Annotated in this window: 18 protein-coding genes, 1 tRNA gene and 1 pseudogene; 15 read left to right on the forward strand and 5 right to left on the reverse strand. The window is 67.8% G+C overall.

Translation table 11 applies throughout. From position 1 onward, the window contains the following. The first annotated feature begins 153 nt into the window (after positions 1-153). The gene (locus tag LZ604_RS19725; protein WP_234516706.1) at positions 154-1,770 is read left to right on the forward strand and encodes an ADP-ribosyltransferase domain-containing protein; all 1,617 of its coding nucleotides are present in this window, start codon (positions 154-156) and stop codon (positions 1,768-1,770) included. Between the two features lie 223 nt (positions 1,771-1,993). Next, positions 1,994-2,917, forward strand: a complete 924-nt coding sequence (locus tag LZ604_RS19730) for a squalene/phytoene synthase family protein (protein WP_234516707.1) — start codon at positions 1,994-1,996, stop codon at positions 2,915-2,917. Positions 2,918-3,203: 286 nt separating this feature from the next. Here the strand turns inward: LZ604_RS19730 and LZ604_RS19735 are convergent, their stop codons facing one another. The 4 genes and pseudogenes from LZ604_RS19735 to LZ604_RS19750 all read right to left on the reverse strand — a co-directional run bounded on the left by LZ604_RS19735 (position 3,204) and on the right by LZ604_RS19750 (position 6,053). Then, positions 3,204-4,625: an FAD-dependent monooxygenase gene (locus tag LZ604_RS19735; RefSeq protein WP_267971564.1), complete on the reverse strand. Its 1,422-nt coding sequence runs from the start codon at positions 4,623-4,625 to the stop codon at positions 3,204-3,206. A gap of 263 nt (positions 4,626-4,888) precedes the next feature. After that, positions 4,889-5,053: pseudogene (locus tag LZ604_RS19740) on the reverse strand (PadR family transcriptional regulator); the annotation flags it as partial. Positions 5,054-5,055: 2 nt separating this feature from the next. After that, entirely contained in the window at positions 5,056-5,388 is a 333-nt protein-coding gene (locus tag LZ604_RS19745) for a hypothetical protein (RefSeq protein WP_234516708.1), read from the reverse strand. A 164-nt stretch (positions 5,389-5,552) separates the two neighbouring features. After that, positions 5,553-6,053 (reverse strand): MarR family winged helix-turn-helix transcriptional regulator, encoded by a 501-nt coding sequence (locus LZ604_RS19750; RefSeq protein WP_234516709.1) that lies wholly within the window; start codon positions 6,051-6,053, stop codon positions 5,553-5,555. Between the two features lie 95 nt (positions 6,054-6,148). On the opposite strand from LZ604_RS19750, the gene LZ604_RS19755 reads away from it, so the two are divergent. From LZ604_RS19755 to LZ604_RS19770, 4 genes are all read left to right on the forward strand, one after another. Beyond that, positions 6,149-6,598 (forward strand): SgcJ/EcaC family oxidoreductase, encoded by a 450-nt coding sequence (locus tag LZ604_RS19755; protein WP_234516710.1) that lies wholly within the window; start codon positions 6,149-6,151, stop codon positions 6,596-6,598. A gap of 529 nt (positions 6,599-7,127) precedes the next feature. Beyond that, the gene (locus LZ604_RS19760; protein WP_234516711.1) at positions 7,128-8,714 is read left to right on the forward strand and encodes a Na+/H+ antiporter; all 1,587 of its coding nucleotides are present in this window, start codon (positions 7,128-7,130) and stop codon (positions 8,712-8,714) included. 267 nt (positions 8,715-8,981) lie between these two features. Continuing rightward, positions 8,982-9,164 carry a PAS domain-containing protein gene (locus tag LZ604_RS19765; RefSeq protein ID WP_267971581.1) on the forward strand — a complete coding sequence of 61 codons (183 nt, stop codon included), beginning with the start codon at positions 8,982-8,984 and terminating at the stop codon, positions 9,162-9,164. Positions 9,165-9,804: 640 nt separating this feature from the next. Next, entirely contained in the window at positions 9,805-10,389 is a 585-nt protein-coding gene (locus LZ604_RS19770) for a DUF305 domain-containing protein (protein WP_234516713.1), read from the forward strand. 59 nt (positions 10,390-10,448) lie between these two features. Here LZ604_RS19770 and LZ604_RS19775 read toward each other — a convergent pair. Further along, positions 10,449-10,519, reverse strand: a tRNA-Cys gene (locus LZ604_RS19775). 485 nt (positions 10,520-11,004) lie between these two features. Here LZ604_RS19775 and LZ604_RS19780 point away from each other — a divergent pair. The 9 genes from LZ604_RS19780 (at position 11,005) to LZ604_RS19820 (ending at position 19,860) form a co-directional block, all read left to right on the forward strand. Then, positions 11,005-12,258: a hypothetical protein gene (locus LZ604_RS19780; RefSeq protein WP_234516714.1), complete on the forward strand. Its 1,254-nt coding sequence runs from the start codon at positions 11,005-11,007 to the stop codon at positions 12,256-12,258. Between the two features lie 100 nt (positions 12,259-12,358). Beyond that, the gene (gene pdxH / locus LZ604_RS19785) at positions 12,359-12,961 is read left to right on the forward strand and encodes a pyridoxamine 5'-phosphate oxidase (protein ID WP_234516715.1); all 603 of its coding nucleotides are present in this window, start codon (positions 12,359-12,361) and stop codon (positions 12,959-12,961) included. 52 nt (positions 12,962-13,013) lie between these two features. Then, a complete protein-coding gene (locus LZ604_RS19790) occupies positions 13,014-13,715 on the forward strand; it encodes a B3/B4 domain-containing protein (protein WP_234516716.1) in 702 nt (233 codons plus the stop codon). A gap of 14 nt (positions 13,716-13,729) precedes the next feature. Beyond that, the gene (locus LZ604_RS19795; RefSeq protein ID WP_234516717.1) at positions 13,730-14,443 is read left to right on the forward strand and encodes a YggS family pyridoxal phosphate-dependent enzyme; all 714 of its coding nucleotides are present in this window, start codon (positions 13,730-13,732) and stop codon (positions 14,441-14,443) included. Between the two features lie 99 nt (positions 14,444-14,542). Next, positions 14,543-16,648 (forward strand): oxidoreductase, encoded by a 2,106-nt coding sequence (locus LZ604_RS19800; protein WP_234516718.1) that lies wholly within the window; start codon positions 14,543-14,545, stop codon positions 16,646-16,648. After that, positions 16,648-17,670 carry an anthranilate phosphoribosyltransferase gene (gene trpD / locus LZ604_RS19805; protein ID WP_234516719.1) on the forward strand — a complete coding sequence of 341 codons (1,023 nt, stop codon included), beginning with the start codon at positions 16,648-16,650 and terminating at the stop codon, positions 17,668-17,670. The genes LZ604_RS19800 and trpD overlap by 1 nt, the downstream gene beginning before the upstream one ends. 1 nt (position 17,671) lies before the next feature. Beyond that, positions 17,672-18,490: an indole-3-glycerol phosphate synthase TrpC gene (gene trpC, locus LZ604_RS19810; RefSeq protein ID WP_234516720.1), complete on the forward strand. Its 819-nt coding sequence runs from the start codon at positions 17,672-17,674 to the stop codon at positions 18,488-18,490. 114 nt (positions 18,491-18,604) lie between these two features. Beyond that, on the forward strand, positions 18,605-19,219 hold the full coding sequence (locus LZ604_RS19815; RefSeq protein ID WP_234516721.1) for a LysE family translocator: 615 nt from the start codon (positions 18,605-18,607) through the stop codon (positions 19,217-19,219). A 29-nt stretch (positions 19,220-19,248) separates the two neighbouring features. Further along, entirely contained in the window at positions 19,249-19,860 is a 612-nt protein-coding gene (locus tag LZ604_RS19820) for a phosphoribosylanthranilate isomerase (RefSeq protein ID WP_234516722.1), read from the forward strand. Positions 19,861-19,991 lie beyond the last annotated feature (131 nt).

Genomic DNA, 19,991 nt, shown 5'->3' on the forward strand with positions numbered 1-19,991 from the left:
GACGCTACCGCGCCCCACTGACACAGCAGCTAGCGCCGGCGCGGCGTCTCCCGAGAGCCCCAAGGCCGCTGTCAGTGGGCCGACATATCCTCAGGGCACTTCGCCGATCAGGCCTTCCACCAGCACAGTTCGACCATTCGGAGTTCCTCCACGATGAGCGCTGCCCACACCACCGCCACCCCCGACCCGAACGACCCGCTGGACCTCACGGAACTGTTCAAGGGCGGCGGTGAACCGTGGCTTCCGCTACTCAGGCCGGTCATCGAGGCACAGCCGGACGCGGCCGAGTTCATAGGGCCGGGCCGCAGCCCGGAGGTCGTGCCCGCGCGAGAACTGACCTTCCAGGCACTCAAACCCAACGCGCCGCACAAGTGGAAGGTGGTCATCTTCGGTCAGAACCCGTACCCGCGGCCGGAGAGCGCCACCGGCATCGCCATGTTCGACAACACCTTCCACGACTGGAAGGACAGCCAGTTCGGCAGGGTCGTCAGCATCCGCTGCATCATCAAGGCGGCGGCGATGTGGAAGTACGGCATTCCCAAGAAGACCCCGATAGCCGATATCCGCGCGCTGCTGAAGAAGCAGGACACCGTCCAGCCGCCGGAGTGGTTCCAGGCGATGCTCACGCAGGGCGTGCTGCTGCTGAACGCGGCGCTGACGGCCAACAGTGACGGGGCGATCGGCACCGACCGGCACACCGGGTTCTGGCGGCCGGTCGCCGAGCGGATCGTCGAGGAGATCCTCGTGGCCAAGCAGAACGCCGAAGAGGAGGACCGGGGGGTCGTCTTCGCGTGGTGGGGGGCGCACGCGCGGAGCCTGAAGAAGGTCGTTCTCGACCTTCAGAAGAAGTACCCCGAGGTCGAGGTCCGGCACATCGACCACGCCAACCCCGCAGCACAGGGTGACATCTTCTGCGACGGCGACCACTTCGCCACAGTGAACGCGGCCCTGGCATCGCTGGGCGCCGACGAGATCGACTGGCTGCCGAGCACCGGCTGGAACAAGCTCGCGGCCAAGACCGGCGCGGCCGACGGCGACGTCGCCGACCGCATGGGCGCGTTCATCGCGTCCACCATGGAGCTGCACCAGCTGTACCTCGACCGGCTCTCCAGCGTCAAGGACGAGGGGCTCGTCCTCCCCGCCATCACGGGTGTGTTCGACACCCCACTCATGGACTTCCGCGACGCGGTCGCCCCGGTCGCCGCGCTGCTGCCCGGTCTGGGCCGGCACGTCGACCGGTCGCACGAGTTCGGCAAACGGCGGACGGACGAAGCGTCCGACGGCCTGTCGGCCGACGCGATCGCCGCCCTCTACCTCTACACCTGCGAATCCGCGTTCTACCGGGAGATCAACGCCACCCTGCGCTCTCCGGACCGGACCAGGCTCGTCCCCTACCTGCCGTATCTGCGGCTACTGTTCTCGGCCGTGTCGCAACTCCCCGCCAGGAAGGCGCCGTTGTGGCGCGGAGTATCGCTGGACCTGCGTGCACAGTACCCGCTCGGAAGGACCGTGACCTGGTGGGGCGTGTCCTCCTGCACGTCCGAGCTCAGCGTCGCCAAGGCGTTCCTCGGCAGCCGCGGCAAACGGACACTGTTCGAGGTCACCCCTGCCCGGGCCGTGAGCATCCGCGACTTCTCCGCGTTCACCGGCGAGGAGGAGTTCATCCTCCCGCCGGGCACCCAACTGAAGGTGACGGATGTCAAGACCGAACGCGGCGGCCTGTGCACCGTGAGACTCGAGGAGCTGCAGGAACAGCCCCTGGTGGCCTGACCGGGCTCCGCCACCGGCCGCCGCCTCCCGCCGTGGGGTGGCGGCCGACCCGCAAGGCACCCCACACGGACCGCACAGCCCGACAGACGCACGCGGTAACCACGTTGCTCAAACAGCCGCGGTCGAAGGTCGCGATGACGCCGCCTTGGGTGGTCGATGCGCCGCCCGGTACCCGCAACCCGCCCCGCCGAGGTGCTCAATGCGGCCAGCCTACGATCGTGACATGAATGCGTGGCAAGAAAGCCTGGACTCAGCGGGGATCCGGGAACCGGAGCTGCGAGGGGACTACGACGCCCAGCGGCGACTGGTATCGCGCTTCCGCCGTACCTCATACCTGGCAGCGCAGATGCTGCTGCCACGGCCGATGCTGCCCCATGTGGTGGTGGCGACGGCCGTGATGCACCACGGCGACAACCTTCTGGACACCGGTCCCAAGGCACAACGAGCCGCAGCTTGGGCGTCTTGGGAAGAGCAAGTGCGTCGGGCGCTGGAAACAGGAGTCAGCGGTGATCCCCTGCTCCGCGCGCTGGCTCACACCATTGCTGCGTACCCCCGGCTGCGAAGGCCGGTAGAGGAGTACCTGTCCACCGCGACAGCAGAGCTGGAATTCACCGGATTCCTCGACGAAGCCGACTACCAGGCCTATGTGGATGCCTACTCACTGCCTGCCTTCATGCTGGTCGGCGCGCTGCTGGGACCGGAGACCGACGACGGGCCGTATCGGGCGGCGTGCCGGGAGTTCATCGACGGCAGCCAGCGGCTGGACTTCGTCAACGACATCGCCGAGGACCTGCGGGAGGGGCAGCTGGGCATACCAGGGGAGATACTGCGGCGCTTCTCAGTCACATTGGACGACTTGGCCGCCGGCCGCGAAGCTCCGGGCGTACGGGAGGTGGTGGGCCACCAGATCTCGCAGGCTCGAACCGCCCTGCAGACGGCCAGGAAGCTGACCGCCTTGGCTCTGGCCCCCTGTCGCCCGCTCATGGGCGCGCTGGTCGAAGTGGAGTTGCTTACCGCGGACGCCGCGCTGGCCCGTGGCGCAAAGTTGCTGCGCGGCTCCGCGAGACCACCACTGGTGAGGACGCTGCGAGTGTTGCTGGGTGCGCGCCGCAATGCTCGCATTGGACGTTCATATCTGCCGTCATAGCAAGGCCGTTGCCGCTCACAACGCTGCCGCAAACGCCCGCCCGGTGTAGAAGGCCGCTGACTGTCTCCCCTGGCTTCCAGGGTCCTTCGTCGGGCCGTGAGGGGGGCCCGTGTCGAGGATGGCCGCGCAGTGGTGGGGTCGGTGAAGGCCGTGGCCCAGCCCCCGGAGGACCCCTTGGAGGCGGAAGGCGACGCTGCTCCTCTCCTCGCGTGAAGAAATCGACCGGAACAGGACGGCCAGGTCGGCCGGTGACTGCCCCCAACGCGGATCTCGCCAAGGCGTACCGCTATTCGAGGGCTCCGGAAGCCTTCGCCAGGCTGTTCAGAGCGTCACGCTCGGACGGTGTGAACTGGGGGCGGTCAAGTGGCGAGCGAAGGGGGCCGAGCAGGGCTGTCAGCAGCACGCGGGGGTGGATGAGTGTGGTGGGCGCGGTCTGAAGGGCGAGCACGTCGGTCAAGGCCGTGGCGGCGAGGAAGGAGCCTGTTGACGTGCGGGAGAGACGGCTGACGTAGCGGTGCAGCACACGGTCGGCGAGATTCGGGCTCTTGCCCTTGGTGGTGGAGAAGTGGATGTCCTGGCCGGTGGCAAGGGCCCACGCACTGTTGATGGGGCGGGCGATGGCGCGCTGGGTATGGTGGGCGAGCCCGGGGCCGAGGCCGTTGGAGAGCAAGTGTCGCAGGGCGACGGCTCCTTGTGCCGCCACTGATATGCCTTGCCCGTACACGGGGTTGAAGGCCGCGACTGAGTCCCCGAGTGCCAACAGGCCATCCGGCCAGTGGGTGAGCCGTTCGTAGTAGTAGCGCCGGTTGGTGGTGCTGTGGGTGAGGCTGACGTCGGTGAGCGGTTCGGCGTATGCCAGGAGGTCGGCCAGGAGCGGGTGGCGCAGCGTTCGGGCGAAGGGTTCGAAGGCGCCGGCGTCATGGGTTGGGTGTCCGCCAGGGGCGCCCATCACACTTACGTGCCAGCGGTCGCCCTCGATCGGGAGGATGCCACCTGCGCTGCCAGGACGGGGCAGACGCGGGTCGGCTTGCACACCGACCACGGGCCACCCGCGGGTGGGGAAGGGGGCGCGGTAGATCCGGCTGGCATAGACGAGTCCGGAGTCGATGCGGGCCTGCCTAAGGCCGTTGATTCCTAACCCGGCGAGCCACTGGGGCATGCGGGTACCCCGGCCCGAGGCGTCGATGACCAGGTCGGTACGCAGTTCGGCCTCTGCGCCGTCATTGGTGCGCACCCTGACACCTGTGACCGTGCGACGGTCGCCGAGCAGCCCGACAGCCCTGGTGTGCGTGCGCACGCCGACCCGCGGGTCCTTGAGGACCTGTTCGCGGACGATGAAGTCGGTCAGGTCCCGGCTTGCGGTGATCAGGTAGTGGGTGGCGCGCTGCCAGCGGCGGTACCAGCCCTCGGGAGAGTAGATCAGCATGTTCGTGGTCACAGGTATGCGGTGGGCACCTGCGGCCAGCAGCAAGTCGATGCTGCCCGGAAGGAGGGTCTCAATTGCCTCGGCCCCGCCGGTCTGCAGGAAGTGGATGTGGGCGGCTTGGGGAACACCGGTGCGCGGCTCGGGTCCATCGGGCAGCTCGTGGGCCTCGACGATCTCGACGTGATCGACGTAGTCCTTGACGGCGGCCGCGGCCAGCATGCCGGCGATGCTCCCCCCGACGACGACCGCACGGGCTGGGCTGCGGTGCGAGGCTATGTTCATGACGGTTTGCTTTCTTCAGGGCAGCCGACCATCGATACGCAGACCGATAGTACGAGCCAGCGACGGTGCCGAACCCGGACGGCGCGCGCAGCCCTGAAGGCAGGGCGCCCGGGTGACCCCAGCGGAGACCTGCCGGCCGGGGTTGCCTTGCCGGGCCGGGTACGTGGGTGGCCTCAAGACGCCTTCAATGGACCGGGACGCCGCACCTCACCAGCTATTCCGGCGATGAAAGCCAGCCGGTCACTACCTCACCTGGCAGCCCGTCAGCCCAAGACGTCCCGCAGCCAGGACCGCTCCGCGCGGCTGGTAGCGCGAGCGATGGTGAGCATGCCGCGGCGGTAGGGGTCGTCGGTTTCCCGGGCGGACAGGGGGCGGTCACCGTCGTGGAAGAAGCTCGCGGGCTGTTCCAGGAATGCCAACGAATGTCGCGCTAGTCACCGATGAACCACAAGTAGCTGCCCGGCGTTGCCGCGCACGCTTCAAGTAGCTCGGCGAGGTCAAGCAGAGCCGCCTTCTGCTTCTCGTCAGCACACAGCTGGATCAGGGCAGCGACTTCCGGACGGGCGACTCGCGCTTCCTGGTCGTTGAACAGCGTGTCGCCATAGGGGTCCACCCAGCCGAGCTTGCCCGAGCCGTGCCGGTCGAGCATGCCGAGCGCCCGGGCCAGTGCCTCGCCATGCTGGTAGGACCCTCGTAGCAAGGTGGCTCGGGACGACCGCTTTGGCGTGGGCCGCCCCGAGTGCAGTTCCGGTTCGATCCCCATGCCCCCTCCTTCGGCCTCGGACAGCGAAGCTTTGCAGAGATCATCTGTCAGACAAACACCCGAGGCCGAAGCCTGAGCCGCACCGATTGCTGCCTGCCCTTCCGCGGGAAGCCTCCTGGTGCCTGGCCGCCAGACGCCCCACGTCCACCCCGTCCTGATCGCGGTCAGCCGTCCTCCTTGGCGCGGGCGGCCCTGTGGCGTCGTGGGGCTGCGGCCGCGCGGATCTCTTCCGTGGCCGCACGGAATGCGGGGGCGGCCTGCCTGAAGTAGTCGAAGAGCACGGCGCGCTCCTGGGGGGTGTAACGGGCCAGGACCTCGGCGATGTGGCGGCGGGGCGGGGCCAGGACTTCCTCGATGCGGCTGAGCCCATCGGGCACCGGCTCGACGATCACGCGTCTGCGGTCTTTGGGGTCTGCGGCGCGGCGGGCATAGCCGGCACGCTCGAGGCGGTCGATCAGACGGGTGGTTGCCCCGGTGGTGAGCCCGGTCCTGGAGGCCAGCTCACCTGACGTAAGGCTGCCCTCCAGGGTGATCAGGCTCAGCGCGTACCACTCCGACGTGTGCAGTCCGGCGGCTTCCGCGCCGGCCAGGCCCTGAAGTCCGACTGCGTCCAGGTACTGGCGGAAGACCACGTGCTCATCTGCGGCGTCTGCGGGGGTTGCCATCGACGGGACCACCTCTTAAATTACCTGCATGTGTGCAGATACTGCTATCGTTGAGTATCTGCTTCAGTCTAACCAAAGGAAGGGGATCGTTCGACATGACGACCACGCATGATGTCGCCGCCGTGACATCTGTCCTGAACGAACTCGTCGCCGCTTGGGAGCGGCACGATGCCGAGGCGTACGGCGGGTTGTTCGCCGAGGACGCCACCTACATCACCTTCGTCGGCACCTTGTACCAGGGACGCCAGGACATCGTGGACAGTCACCGCACACTGTTCGCGACGTTCCTCAAGGGCACCCGGCTCGCGGACGAGGTCCTCGACATCCGCTTCCTCGGGCCGGATGTGGCCGTCGTCAACGGGCGCGGCGACACCTACAAAGGCAAGCGGCCGCAGAAACTCGCCAAGATCCAGACGTACACGCTGGTCCGGCAGGGCGACGGGAAGTGGCGTATCGCGGCTTTCCAGAACACCAAGCGCAGGCCGCTGATGGAATCCATCTCCCACAGGTTCGCTCCTGGCCTCATCCCGGCCGCCGGGAAGTAGTCTCCGACACCGCCCGCCCGGTGTCGGCCGAGAGGCGTCGGGAAGGGTAAACGCGGCTCCGCCAACCCCTCGGCTCCCCCATCCCGGGCGCGGGGCAGTTGGGCAACGACGGTGCTGACCGCGACATCGTGTCAGGTTCCGAGCACTTCTCGTCCCGGAATCCGAGCCCTGAACTCGCTGGCCGAACTCGGAGACCCGGCTCACCAAGCCAGAGATCGATACTCTCGCGACCGAGTTCGCCGAAACCGGGTTCAGCGGCGCCCTCAACCGGTACCGCGCCTTCGACCGCAACCGGCCGCTGACCGTCAGCCGACCGGCATCACCGACGACCACCCCGACGAAGTCGAGGCGACGTCGCCGGAGTTCCCCGTCGCCAGGACGAGAGCCATGCCCAGGCGCGCCGCCGCAACGGCTGCCGCACCCCGGTGGGCGCGGCTCCATGCGGGCTGCGCCGCCGCTCGGGGTCGGTTACGTTGATAAAGCATCCGGTCAGAGGGGGTAACAAGCCGTAACCCGACGGGGACGCTCCATGACTGGCCTGACCGTCATCCTGCTGCTCGTGGTCCTGGCCACCGCCGTGGCGACCGGTGCCCGGCGCTGGAGCCTGCCCGCCCCCTCGCTCCTGGTGATTGCCGGTCTGCTCGTCGGGCTGATGCCCTGGGTTCCCGAAGTTCGGCTGCCGCCTCACGTGATCAACGTACTGGTGCTGCCGCCACTGCTCTTCGCCTCGGCCGGGGAAATGTCCCTCCGTGACCTGCGCACCGTGTGGCGGCCCGTGACCGGCCTGGTCTTCGGCCTCGTCGTCGCCTCGGCCATCGCCGTCGGGTACGTCGCCCGAGCCATCACTCCGCTCACCGCCGCGACCGCGTTCATCCTCGGCTCCGTTTTGGCCAGCACCGACCCTGTGGCCGTCACCGCGCTCGGCCGGCGCCTGTCTCTCCCACCGCGCGTGCAGGCCATGGTGCAGGCCGAAAGTCTGTTCAACGATGCGACGTCCCTGGTCCTGTACAAGGTCGCCGTGGCCACCGCGGTTTCCGGCAGCGCCATCACCGTGTCCGGGACGGTCGAGCAGTTCCTGATCCTTGCAGGCGGAGGAGCCATCATCGGCGCGGCGGTCGCCGGAGTGGTCGCCCTCATCCGCAGACGGACCGAGGATCCCATACTGGAGACCGTCATCGCATTGGTCACTCCGTACGCCTCGTATGTCATCGCGGAGCAATCGCACAGCTCCGGTGTGACCGCCGTCATCGTGTCCGGGGTCGTCCTCGGCAGCACCGGCCACAAGCTCAGCAACGCCCCCATCCGCCTCCAGGTCCATGCCTTCTACGACACGGTGGCCTTTCTGCTGGAGAGCGTCGTCTTCGCCCTCATCGGCCTCGAGCTCCCCTTCCTTGTCCATCAGCTCGCGCGCGACGAGCACGGCTGGCCGCTGTGGGTCCCGGTGATCGCCGTCACCCTGCTGGCGATCCGACTGCTGTGGGTCTTCCCGCTGTCCGCCCTGATCCACTACCGGCACGGAGGGGGTGACAGTCGGCTTTCCTGGCGCGTTCCGGCCGTCTTGTCCTGGGCAGGCACCCGAGGAGTCATGCCACTCGCTGCCGCGCTCTCCATCCCCCTGGTCACCCAGACGGGGGCGCCGCTGCCGCACCGGGCGCTCATCCTCACGCTCACCACCGGGACCATCGCGGTCACTCTCGTCTTCCAGGGTTTCACCCTTGCCCCCATCGTCCGCCGCTCCGGCCTCGCTCTGGAGCCGGAGCACACTGCCCGTGAGGAGGCCCGGACCCGCCGGCACATCGCCCGCGCCGCTCTGGAAGAGCTCAAACAGATCGGCGACCTGGACCAGCTCGCCGATCTGGGTGCCGCTGCCGAGGCCGCTGTGAAACAGGCCCGTCGACATCTGGAAGCGCGCATCCACCAGGCCGAAGACGCCCACTACAGCGACCCGGACGCCCGTCCCGCCGACGCCTACCGTGAGATACGCCGGACACTCATCGCCATTGAGGCAGCCGAACTCCAGCGCCTCTACGAAGCGAACAAGATCAGTAACGCAACCCGGCGCCGGATCCAGCGCGAACTCGACCTGGAAGACGCCAGCCTCCGCGACCGCGGCTGACCGAGAGCATGCCCTGCCGTTCCGAGGCGGTGGCGTGCGGTCGATGTCGAGACCGGCACCCTGATCGCAGACCCCGCTGCCCCGGCCCTCCGCGCGCCCCCGGTATCGCAGGCACGCGGTGGCAACCAGGAGGAGGCTGGGAGTGGAGGTGATGGCCCGTGACGCCCGACGCTCCCCTGATGGTGGTCAACGGCGACGGGACGGTGGTGCGGTGGAGCCACGAGGCCGAGGAACTGCCGGGGCGCACCGCAGCCGAGGTCGTGGGGCCTGCATGTCCTGGACCGGCACTTGCGCATAGTCCGCGCCATCTTCACCACGCCGATCCTGGGCGACGAGTCTCCTGAAGAGCTCGTGGGTCGTCGCCTCACCGACGTCTACGACCTGTCCGACCCGGCCGGTACTGAGAGCATGCTCCGCACTGTGCTGGACAGTGGGGTGCCCGCCCGTTAACTCCTGGTGGTTCACGGTGGCCCAACTGGCCCAGAACCGGGGTGTGCGGTACACGCCGGACGGCAAGAGCGTCCGGACGGAGCAGGCGCTCCCCTCGACGACGCCACACCCCAGGTGACCCGGACAGTCGGCCGGTGCCGAGGGCACCGGCCGGAAGCCGTTCGGGCAGACCACGGCACCGCGGTCCGGGCGTGGCCGCACCCCCCGACGCGCGTCTCCTCCGGGATCGTTGCTTGCCGGCCCCCGGCGATCAGCCCAGCCCCGGCCGGCCGCGCAACAGCATCGCGATTCGCCTCCCGGCTCCTGTGCACATCGCCGGCTGCCGGCTTCCGCCGTGGCATCGGGTCACTCGGTCGGATCAATGACGTACGGCGCATCGCGAACGTGTGTTGCCCCTCGTTCCCAGGCTCTTCGCCGAGGCGGCTGTCACGCCCGACGCCCATTCGCCCTGCCCGCCGTTTCCGGCCATGGCAGGTTGGGAGTGCTCGGGGTATCCGGATACGCTCCCAAAAGGAAGTAGCCCATGTCATCTCCCGCGCGCCGTGCGGTCACCGCGGTTCTCGCACCCGTCACCCTCGCCATGCCACTCGTGTTGGCATCCACCGCTGTAGCGGCCGTTCCAGTCGCCTGCGCCCCCCAAATGACCGATGCGCAGCAGCAATCCGACGGGGATCCGCTGGTGCAGACGGCCCGGCAGTACGCCGCCGCCCTGGAGAAGCTGCAGGGGCCCGCTTTCGAGCAGGCGTTCGTGGTCGGCATGATCCCACACCACCGGATGGCCATGGCCATGGCCCAGGTTGAACTCGCCCACGGCACACGCCCGCAGCTCAAGGCCTTGGCGCAACAGATCGTTGCCGCCCAGGACCGGGAAATCAGCGAAATGGCCGGCTGGCTGAAGGGCTGGGACGGGCTCACGCAGGCTCAGGCAGCCGCCCGTGTGCCTGCGGACGTCTGGAAGTCGATGAGGGCGATGCAAGCGGACATGGGGGCCATGACCAGCCACCTCACCTCGATGCCCGTGGGCGGAAATGTCGATCAGGCGTTCTTGGAAGCGATGATCCCCCACCATGAGGCGGCCGTCCTCGTGGCAGGCACCGTGCCCGGGCGCGCCACCCATGGCGAGTTGACCACCCTGGCCCGCTCCGTCGTGACCGGCCAGAGCGCAGAGATCACGCAGATGCGCACCTGGCTGCGCGACTGGTACGGGAAGCCCACGGCGTCGTAGCGCGGCGCGGCCGCCCCGTCGCACGGGGCGGCCGCCGGCCGCACAGCAGGGCTTTACAGAGGCCGCGACCGGATTCGAACCGATGTAAACCGCTTTGCAGGCGGCTCCCTCACCACTCGGGCACACGGCCGTGCCGGGGGGAATACCCAGAGGGTCTCCCTCCCCGTTCTCTCGGTCCCACCGACCAAGAAAACGGTAAGAAATAAAGCGCTCCGTTGCGTACTTGACTATCGGGCTAACCCGGCGCGACGCGAAGGAGCAAAGCAATGCTACGGGTTGCCCCTGGAGCAGCGTCAAATGAATGTCCACATGCTGGGATAAAGACTGATTCCGGCCACGCTCGGGTTATCTCAGTATTCGGACGGATGGCGTTTCCCGCTTCCTGCCTGGAGCTCCTTCGGGTCCAGCCGGCGCATCGGTATCTGATTTCAGCCAGTGAAGGTGTCAAATATTGCAGCTTTGTGAAGAAGGTTGATAGACGTTGAGCAGCGCCATCAGACCGTCGCCAACGTCATCCCGCAGCGGCTTCTGAGTGCGCACGGGGGATCTGCCTGCTTCATTGAGCAGTTATGCATTACCTGTGCGCCCGAAGCCGCGCGGCTCTGGGGGATCTACATGACCGCACTGGCTCATCCGTGGCTCCGACAGGCCGACCTGGCCCGCATCGCCGGGCAGGTCGGCACTCCGGCCTTCGTCTACAGCGAAGCGCAGTTCCGCAAGAACCTCGGGCGTGTAAGGGACGCCGCGGCAGCAGCCGGCCTGGGAGACAGGGTCGAGCTGTACATACCGTTCTTTCCGAACTCGAACCCTCATGTGTTAGCACCCCTGAAGGAGATGGACGGGGTCGGCGTACTCGTCCAGCTTCCCAGCGAGTACCGCCTGCTGCGAGAGTTCGGATTCGAAAAGTTCATCGTCTCGCCGGGGCATGTATCCGACGACGAGATCGCTTTCTGGGACCGGACGGGGAATCCCACGTTCTTGGCCAGCCTCGACGAGGTCGCCTACTCGCTGCGCACCGAGGCGCCGACCATCAGCGTCCGGATCGACAGCCTCGACTCGGGGAAGCCGGGCATCAAGTTCGGCGAGCTGGACCAGCTGGCGAGCCTCCTCGAGGAATACGACCGCGACCTCGAAGGACTCGAGGTGTACTGCGGTAGCGGAAATTCTTTGGAGGACATGGTCGGAATCGTCGAGCAGGTATTCTCCATCTACCTGAAATACTTCCCCACCGCCCGGTCGATCAACTTCGCCGGCGGCCATGGCTTCGACTACGACGCGTGGGACGAGTCGGAGAAGCATTTCGACTGGCAGGAGTACTTTGCCCGCATCGCGGACTCGGCCAAGCGGATGAACATTCCGCAGGACGTGAAGCTCCTCTTCGAGCCGGCCCGCGACGTTCTGGCCGACACGGGGGTCCTCCTGCTGAGCGTGGAGCGTTCCCTCATCACCACGCCCGTCTCGAACATCCTCGTCACCGACGGCTGCCGCATGCTCATGCCCTCGGCCCAGCTCCGTGACCGCAACCACAACGTCCTCTTCCTGGACTCCTCGATGCAGGTGATCCGGAGCGAGACGACGACGAGCGCGGCCGTGCGCGGCCGCACCATCCTGCGCAACGACTACATCCTGCCCCGGGAAGTCGCGGTGCCGGACGGGACCGGCGCCGACAGCCACATGGTGATCCTCGACGTCGGCGCCTACTGCGCCACCCAGCACATGGAGTTCCTGAACGTGCCTCCGGCCGCCGAGGTCCTGGTCGCGGCGGACGGTGTCATCCAGCTGATCAGCACTCCCGGAGACGAGCGGGACAAGTGGCGGAACCTGCTCACCGAAAAGCAGTCGCTCGACGGGCTGTCTGCGGCCGCCTAGCGAGGTTTCCCACGGGCGGGCCGGTGGCCGAAGCCGTAGCTGCCGGAGCCCCGCCCGCCCACCCCCGTCTCCCGGCCCGCGCCACCAGCAAGGAGCTTCCATGCAGAACCAGCAGATCCTGGCCGACGATCCCTTCGATCTGTTCCGCCAGTGGCTGGAAGAAGCAGACACGAGCGAGATCAACGACCCCAACGCCATGGCCCTGGCCACCACCGGCAGCGACAGCCTGCCGGATGTCCGCATGGTGCTGCTCAAGGACTACGGTCCCGAGGGCTTCGTCTTCTTCACCAACTCCCAGTCCAGCAAGGGCCTGGAGCTGGATGCCAACATGCAGGCGGCCGCCGTCCTGCACTGGAAGTCACTGCGCCGCCAGGTGCGCTTCCGGGGGACCGTCGAACTCGTCACCGACGAGGAGGCCGACGGCTACTTCGCCTCCCGGGCGCGCCAGAGCCGTATAGGGGCCTGGGCGAGCCGGCAGTCCCGGCCGCTGGCCGACCGAGACGAGCTGGAGGCCGCCGTCGAGCGGGAAACGGCGCGTTTCGGCGACGACGACGTGCCCCGTCCGCCGCACTGGAACGGGTACCGCATTCGGCCAACTTATCTGGAGTTCTGGCAGGACCGGCCGTATCGCCTGCACGATCGTCTCGTTTTCAGCCGTGAGAAGCCCGAAGGTGCCTGGGAGAAGGGACGTCTCTACCCCTAGCACCCCGGCTTCGGCCACACGTGAACCACTACTCATTCCGAGGACCGCCACCATGTACTTCACCCATGCGGACGAGATCTGGGACGCACACCCCAACCTGCGCGCCCTGGTCGTCGTCACCGACAACGTGCTCGGGGCCGAGCAGGGCCACCAGCGGATCAAGAAGCTGGCCGAGGACATCGACCGGCGTCAGACCGCGGCCGCCGAAGCCGAGATGCCGGAGATCGCCGCATGGCGTGAGGCTTTCGCCCGGATGGGGCTCAAGCCCACCCAGTACCGCTGCGCCTCCGAGGCTCTGTTGCGGCGCTACCGCAAGAGCAAGGAGATGCCGAGCTTCCACCCTCTCGTCGACTATCTCAACTACGTTTCGATGGCCTTCGGGACCCCCATCGCCGCCTTCGACATGTCGAAGGTCGCCGAGGGCATCGAGGTCCGCCCCGCCACCGGATCGGAGACGTATCTCACGTTCCAGGGCGAGTCGGAGAACCCGGCCGAGGGCGAGGTCGTATTCGCAGACCCGGAGGGCTACGCCCACTCGCGGCGGTGGACGTACCGGCAGAGCGGCAAGTCCGTCGTCTCCCCGGAGACCGATCGAGTGCTGATCGTTTCGGAGGCCCACCACGCGGCGGCGGCCGAGGACCTCGCCGCGATGGAGGCGGAGCTGCGCGGCGGCCTGGTGGACCTCGGCGTCCGGATCGTCACCACGGCGATGATCGATCCCTCCCATCGCCGCCTCGACTTCTCGTACTCCTGAGAGGGGACACCCTTGTGACCACCGCCCGCGAGACGCCGGCCACCGGCACCCCGGCCAGTGGCCTGACGCGTGTCAGGGAGGAGATGGCGGCGGCCTGCGCCCGGGCCGGGCGCAGGCCCGAGTCGGTGACACTGGTCGCCGCGTCCAAGACCGTAGCGCCGGATGTCCTTGCGCAGACCGTCGAGGCGGGCCACCTGGTGTACGGCGAGAACCGCGTCCAGGAAGCCCGCGACAAGTGGCCCGGCCTGCTGGAGCGGTTCTCCGGGGTCGAGCTGCACCTCATCGGCCCACTGCAGAGCAACAAGGCCCGTGAGGCCGTGGCCCTCTTCGACGTCATTCACTCCGTCGACCGGCCTTCGCTGTGCACCGCCCTCGCCAAGCAGTGTGCCCAGCAGGACCGTTGGCCGCGCCTGTTCGTCCAGGTCAACACGGGCTCCGAGCCGCAGAAGGCGGGAGTCCTGCCGGAGGAGGCCGACGCGTTCCTCGAGGCCTGCCGTGGCAAGCACCGTCTGGACGTGGTGGGCCTGATGTGCATCCCGCCCGTCGGCGAGCCCCCGGAACCACACTTCACGCTGCTCGCCGAGATCGCGCAACGCAACGGCCTCAAGCTGCTGTCGATGGGTATGAGCGGCGACTACACCTCCGCCATCGAGCACGGCGCCACCCATGTACGCGTCGGCAGCGCGATCTTCGGCGCACGCGCCTATCCGCCCCGTCAGGACCGGTAGGTCCGCGGATCTGCGTCGATCACCTGGGGCCGACGGCCCTCTGGAGCCCCGTCTGGGCCTCGGCCCCGCACGACGACCACGACACCGCGAAGGAACACCATGGTTCGCCCCGCGCGCTACGACATACTCTTCGAACCGGTCCGAATAGGACCGGTCACCGCCAAGAACCGCTTCTACCAAGTGCCCCACTGCAACGGCATGGGGCGCGCCTATCCGAGCTCGATGGCCGCGATGCGCGCCGTCAAGGCGGAAGGCGGCTGGGGGGTCGTCTGCTCCGAGCAGTGCGACATCCACCACTCCGGCAACCACCAGCGTGAGATTCGCCTCTGGGACGCCAAGGACATCCCCTACCTCGCCAAGGCGACCGACCTCATCCACGAGCACGGCGCACTCGCCGGGGTCGAGTTGGCCCACAACGGCGCGCACGTGAGCAACCTGGAGTCGCGTACCGTGCCGATCGCCCCGAGCGTGGAGGCGACCCGCGGCATCTTCCCGGGCACGGCACGGGCCATGGACAAGGGCGACATCCGGGCTTTCCGCCGTTGGCACCGCGAGGCCGCGCTCAATGCGCGGCGGGCCGGATTCGACATCGTCTACATCTATGCCGGGCACGACATGACGCTGCCCGTCAACTTCCTCTCCCGCCGGCGCAACCAGCGGACGGATGAGTACGGCGGGAGCCTGGAGAACCGGGCCCGTCTCCTGCGCGAGCTCATCGAGGACACGAAAGAGGCTGTCGGCGACACCTGCGCGGTCGCCGTGCGCTTCAGTGTCGACGAGCTGATGGGGGAGCGCGGCTTCACCGCGGACGGGGAGGGCTACGACGTCGTCGAAATGCTCGCGGAACTGCCCGACCTGTGGGACGTGAACGTCAGCAACTTCGACAACGACGGCGCCACCGCGCGCTTCACCGACGAGGGCTACCAGGAGCAGTACGTCAAGTTCGTCAAGAGCGTCACGACCAAGCCGGTCGTCGGTGTGGGCCGGTTCACCTCGCCCGACACGATGGTCTCCATGATCCGCGGTGGAACGCTCGACTTCATCGGTGCCGCGCGCCCGTCGATCGCCGACCCCTTCCTTCCCCGCAAGATCGAGGAGGGCCGCTTCGACGACATCCGCGAGTGCATCGGATGCAACATCTGCGTGGCCTACGACCGGGCCGGGGCGCCGTTCCGTTGTACACAGAACCCCACCACCGGCGAGGAATGGCGCCGGGGCTGGCACCCCGAGAAGATCGAGGTTCGCACGACGAACGACACGGTTCTGATCGCCGGAGCCGGTCCCGCCGGTCTGGAGGCGGCTCGGGCGCTGGGCCAGCGCGGTTACAGCGTGATACTCGCCGACAGCAACCGCGAGCTCGGCGGCCGGGTGACCCGCGAGAGCCGTCTGCCGGGTCTCGGGACCTATGCCCGGATCCGGGACTGGCGTCTGCAGCAGCTGCGCTCGATGCGCAACGTACAGCTGCTCCCCGGCAACGAGGTCACAGCCGATCTCGTGCGTGAGGCCGAATGCTCGCTCGTGGCCGTGGCGACCGGTGCCGGCTGGCGCCGGGACGGCGTCGGCCGCCATCACCTCGCTCCCCTTGCGGGACTGGACCGGCTGCCGGTCTTCACGCCGGACGACATCATGGACGGCCGTCTTCCGGCGGGGAAGGTCGTCCTGTTCGACGACGACCACTACTACATGGCGACCGTCCTCGCCGAACGACTCGTGACGGAGGGGTGCGAGGTCACCTTCGTCACTCCGGAGAGCATGGTCGCCGCCTTCACCCAGTACACTGCGGAGCAGCGTCGTGTCGGCCGCCGCATGCTCGAACTCTGCGCATCGGTCCACACGTCGACCGCGCTGTCCCGCACCGAAGCGGGGACGGCCCATCTGGCATGCGTCTACACCGGTCGGGAGACGGCCGTCCAGGCCGACGCGGTGGTCCTGGCCACGAGCATGGTGCCCCGGGACGGCCTGTATCACGAACTCGGGCAGTGGACTCCGGAGGAAATGGCGCAGGCCGGTGTGCGCAAGGTCGTACGCATCGGCGACTGCCTGGGTCCAGGCATCATCGCCGCCGCCGTCCACAGCGGCCACCTCTTCGCGCGGACCCTGGACACGGGGCTCACCGACTGGACTCCGTACCGACGCGAGAACGTCGAACTGGACTGGGACCAGCCCTTCCCGGCCGGCAGTGCCGACGCGGGGGTGGGGGTCTGATGGAGCGCTTCCGGTCACTGATCGGCAAAGTCGCCAACGGTGCCTCGCTCACCCGCGAGGAGTCCGCCCACGTGTTCACCAAGATGATGTCCGGCGAGCCCACGCCGGCTCAGGTGGGCGGGGTCCTCATGGCGCTGCGGGTCCGTGGCGAGACCGTCGAGGAGATCACCGGAGCCGCCACCGCCCTGCGCTCGCAGATGCGCCGCGTCGCGGCCCCCGAAGGGGCCGTGGACGTGGTGGGCACGGGGGGCGATGGCTCCGGGTCGTACAACATCTCCACCTGTGCCGCGTTCATCGTGGCCGGTGCGGGCGTCCCCGTGGCCAAGCACGGCAATCGCGCGCTGTCCTCCCGGTCCGGCGCGGCGGATGTGCTCGGTGCCCTGGGCGTGAAGACGGGGCTGGACCCTGCCGGAGTGGAGCGGTGCATCGAAGCATCGGGCGTGGGCTTCATGTTCGCCCCGTCCCACCACCCCGCGCTCAAACACGTGGCGCCCGCACGCATCGAACTGGCCACCCGGACCATCTTCAACATCCTGGGACCGCTGCTGAATCCGGCCGGAGTGCGCCACCACCTGGTCGGAGTGTTCTCCCGGCAGTGGGTGGAACCGATGGCACGCGTGCTGGGTGAACTAGGTTCGAAGCGGGCTCTGGTGGTGCACGGCTCGGACGGACTCGACGAGATCACCGGCACCGGTCCCACCACCGTTGCCGAACTTCTCGACGGAGATGTGCGGACCTACGAGATCACACCCGAGGACGTGGGTCTTCCTCGCTGCCGGCCGGAGGACCTCCGCGGCGGCCCGCCGGAGAGCAACGCGAAGGCCCTGATCGCGGTGCTGGACGGCGAGCGGGGCCCCTATCGTGACGTGGCCGTGTTGAACGCGGCCGCGGCGCTGGTGGCCGCCGGTCGTGCCACCGGCCTGGCGGACGGTGTGGCGATGGCAGAGCACTCGATCGATTCCGGCCAGGCCAAGCGGTGTCTCGACCGGCTGGCCGCGGCCTCGCACAGGACAGGAGACTGATGTGAGTGACCTTCTGACGCGGATCGAAGCCTACAAGCGCGAGGAGATTGCCGCCGCGAAGAAGGCTGTCCCCCTGCCTGAACTGCAGCGCCACGCCGAAGGCGCTCCGGAGCCCCGGGGGTTTCTCACCGCGATCGAGCAGCGCCTTGCCCAGGGCCGATACGCGTTGATCACCGAGATCAAGAAGCGCAGTCCCTCGGCCGGTCTCATCCGCACCGACTTCGACCCCTCCGCCCTGGGACAGGCCTACGAGCGGGGCGGGGCCGCCTGCCTCTCCGTCCTGACCGACGGTCCGTCCTTCGACGGCGACCGCGAACACCTCGCAGCCGCGCGGGCGGCGACTGCGCTCCCGGTGCTGCGCAAGGACTTCATGTACGACCCCTATCAGGTCGTCGAAGCCCGGGCCTGGGGAGCCGACTGCATTCTGCTGCTGCTGTCCGCCGTCGACGACGCGACGGCCAAGGACCTGGAGGACACCGCGCTCGGTCTGGGCATGGACGTACTGGTCGAGGTTCACGACGAGCAGGAGCTCGACCGCGCGATGCGACTGCGCTCGCGTCTCCTTGGTATTAACAACCGCAATCTCAGGACACTGGAAACCACGCTCACCACCGGAGAGCTCCTCGCCCCGAAGGTCCCGGAGGGACGGGTCGTCGTCGGCGAGAGCGGCCTGAAGGGACGGCCGGATCTCGACCGTCTCGCCAAGGCGGGAATTCACACCTTCCTGATCGGCGAAAGCCTGATGCGACGCGACGATGTCGAATCCGCAACGCGCGAACTCCTCGCATCAACGCCCGGTAGCCTTCGCCCTGTTGAGTAGACCAGGCATCTGCAGTAGCACACGGCGGTCTGCCGCGCCGGGGCCATGCACAAAACCCGGCGTGGAGGCGGCCTCCCTTGCGGACGCCATGACACGGACCAAGGAGCGGCACTGGTGAGCATCCAGTTCCTGATCACATCGTTCGTCATCGTCGTGTCACCGGGAACCGGCGCTCTCTACACGATCGCAACCGGGCTGTCCCGGGGCTTTCGCAAGAGCGTCGTAGCGGCCTTCGGCTGCACCCTCGGCATCGTCCCGCACCTGGCGGCGGCGATCGCGGGCCTCGCAGCCATCCTGCACACAAGCGCGGTCGCCTTCCAGACCTTCAAGTACCTGGGCGTGGCCTACCTTCTGTACATGGCCTGGAACACGCTGCGTGAACAGGGCACCCTGAAGGTCGAGGACCGTCACGAAGGCAACACGTCGGCCGCCAGGATCACGGGAACCGCCATCCTCATCAACTTCCTGAACCCCAAGCTGTCGATCTTCTTCCTGGCTTTCCTGCCTCAGTTCGTCCCCGTGGACGCGAAGAACTCCCTCCCGCCCATGCTCGAACTGAGCACGGTCTTCATGGTGATGACCTTCGTCGTCTTCGTCCTCTACGGAGGGTTCGCGGCAGCGGTCCGGGACCACGTGATCTCCCGGCCGAAGGTCCTCGCCTGGATGCGCCGAACCTTCGCCGCCGCCTTCGTGGGCATCGGCCTTCAGCTGGCGATGACCTCCGGCTGACACATCGAACTCCGCAACGGAGCCCCAGCGTGAGACAACGTCTGTTCATCAAGATCTGCGGTCTGCGAACCGAAAGGGACGTGGACACGGCCGTCGAAGGGGGAGCCGACGCCATCGGCTTCGTCTTCTCCGACAGTCCGCGCCGCATCGACGCCACCACGGCCGCCAAGCTGTGCCGTCGCGTTCCGGAAAGCGTCCTGACCGTCGGAGTCTTCCGTAATCAGTCACTGCGAGATGTGCGGTCCCTGGCCAACATCGCCGGCGTCTCGGGCATCCAGTTGCACGGGCAGGAGGGCCGCGGATATTACGACGACCTGGCGCATGAAGGCTGGACGCTGATTCGCGGCACCGCGTTCAGCGACCACGTCCCACGCTGCGGGGAAATGGGAGAGGACATCCTCCTCCTGGACGCCCCCATTCCGGGCTCGGGAACCCCCTGGGACTGGACCAGAAAGCATCTCACCAGCCCCGGCGAGAAGTGGCTTCTCGCCGGCGGCCTCACGCCGGACAACGTGCAGAACGCTGTGGAAGTCACCCGTCCATGGGGCGTCGACGTGTCGAGTGGTGTCGAGCAGAGCCGAGGGGTCAAGGACCCGGAGCTGATCACAGCGTTCATCAAGGCCGCCCGTGCCCACGTCTGACCCCCGTCAACCATGAGCGTCACTGCCGCGAGAAGCAGGGAGACACGCGTGGCCATTCGCCTGTACGACACCAGCGCCCGGCAGATTCGTGACTTCGCCCCGCTCCGGCCGGGTTGTGTCTCGATCTACCT

It is taken from the genome of Streptomyces glomeratus (assembly GCF_021462825.1).
Taxonomy (GTDB): Bacteria; Actinomycetota; Actinomycetes; order Streptomycetales; family Streptomycetaceae; genus Streptomyces; species Streptomyces glomeratus.

Excerpts from the sequence above, each read along its gene's own strand:
- LZ604_RS19725 (WP_234516706.1), top strand. The coding sequence starts at position 154 with ATGAGCGCTGCCCACACCACCGCCACCCCCGACCCGAACGACCCGCTG.
- LZ604_RS19730 (WP_234516707.1), top strand. The coding sequence starts at position 1,994 with ATGAATGCGTGGCAAGAAAGCCTGGACTCAGCGGGGATCCGGGAACCG.
- LZ604_RS19735 (WP_267971564.1), bottom strand. The coding sequence starts at position 4,625 with ATGAACATAGCCTCGCACCGCAGCCCAGCCCGTGCGGTCGTCGTCGGG.
- LZ604_RS19745 (WP_234516708.1), bottom strand. The coding sequence starts at position 5,388 with ATGGGGATCGAACCGGAACTGCACTCGGGGCGGCCCACGCCAAAGCGG.
- LZ604_RS19750 (WP_234516709.1), bottom strand. The coding sequence starts at position 6,053 with ATGGCAACCCCCGCAGACGCCGCAGATGAGCACGTGGTCTTCCGCCAG.
- LZ604_RS19755 (WP_234516710.1), top strand. The coding sequence starts at position 6,149 with ATGACGACCACGCATGATGTCGCCGCCGTGACATCTGTCCTGAACGAA.
- LZ604_RS19760 (WP_234516711.1), top strand. The coding sequence starts at position 7,128 with ATGACTGGCCTGACCGTCATCCTGCTGCTCGTGGTCCTGGCCACCGCC.
- LZ604_RS19770 (WP_234516713.1), top strand. The coding sequence starts at position 9,805 with ATGACCGATGCGCAGCAGCAATCCGACGGGGATCCGCTGGTGCAGACG.
- LZ604_RS19780 (WP_234516714.1), top strand. The coding sequence starts at position 11,005 with ATGACCGCACTGGCTCATCCGTGGCTCCGACAGGCCGACCTGGCCCGC.
- pdxH (WP_234516715.1), top strand. The coding sequence starts at position 12,359 with ATGCAGAACCAGCAGATCCTGGCCGACGATCCCTTCGATCTGTTCCGC.
- LZ604_RS19790 (WP_234516716.1), top strand. The coding sequence starts at position 13,014 with ATGTACTTCACCCATGCGGACGAGATCTGGGACGCACACCCCAACCTG.
- LZ604_RS19800 (WP_234516718.1), top strand. The coding sequence starts at position 14,543 with ATGGTTCGCCCCGCGCGCTACGACATACTCTTCGAACCGGTCCGAATA.
- trpD (WP_234516719.1), top strand. The coding sequence starts at position 16,648 with ATGGAGCGCTTCCGGTCACTGATCGGCAAAGTCGCCAACGGTGCCTCG.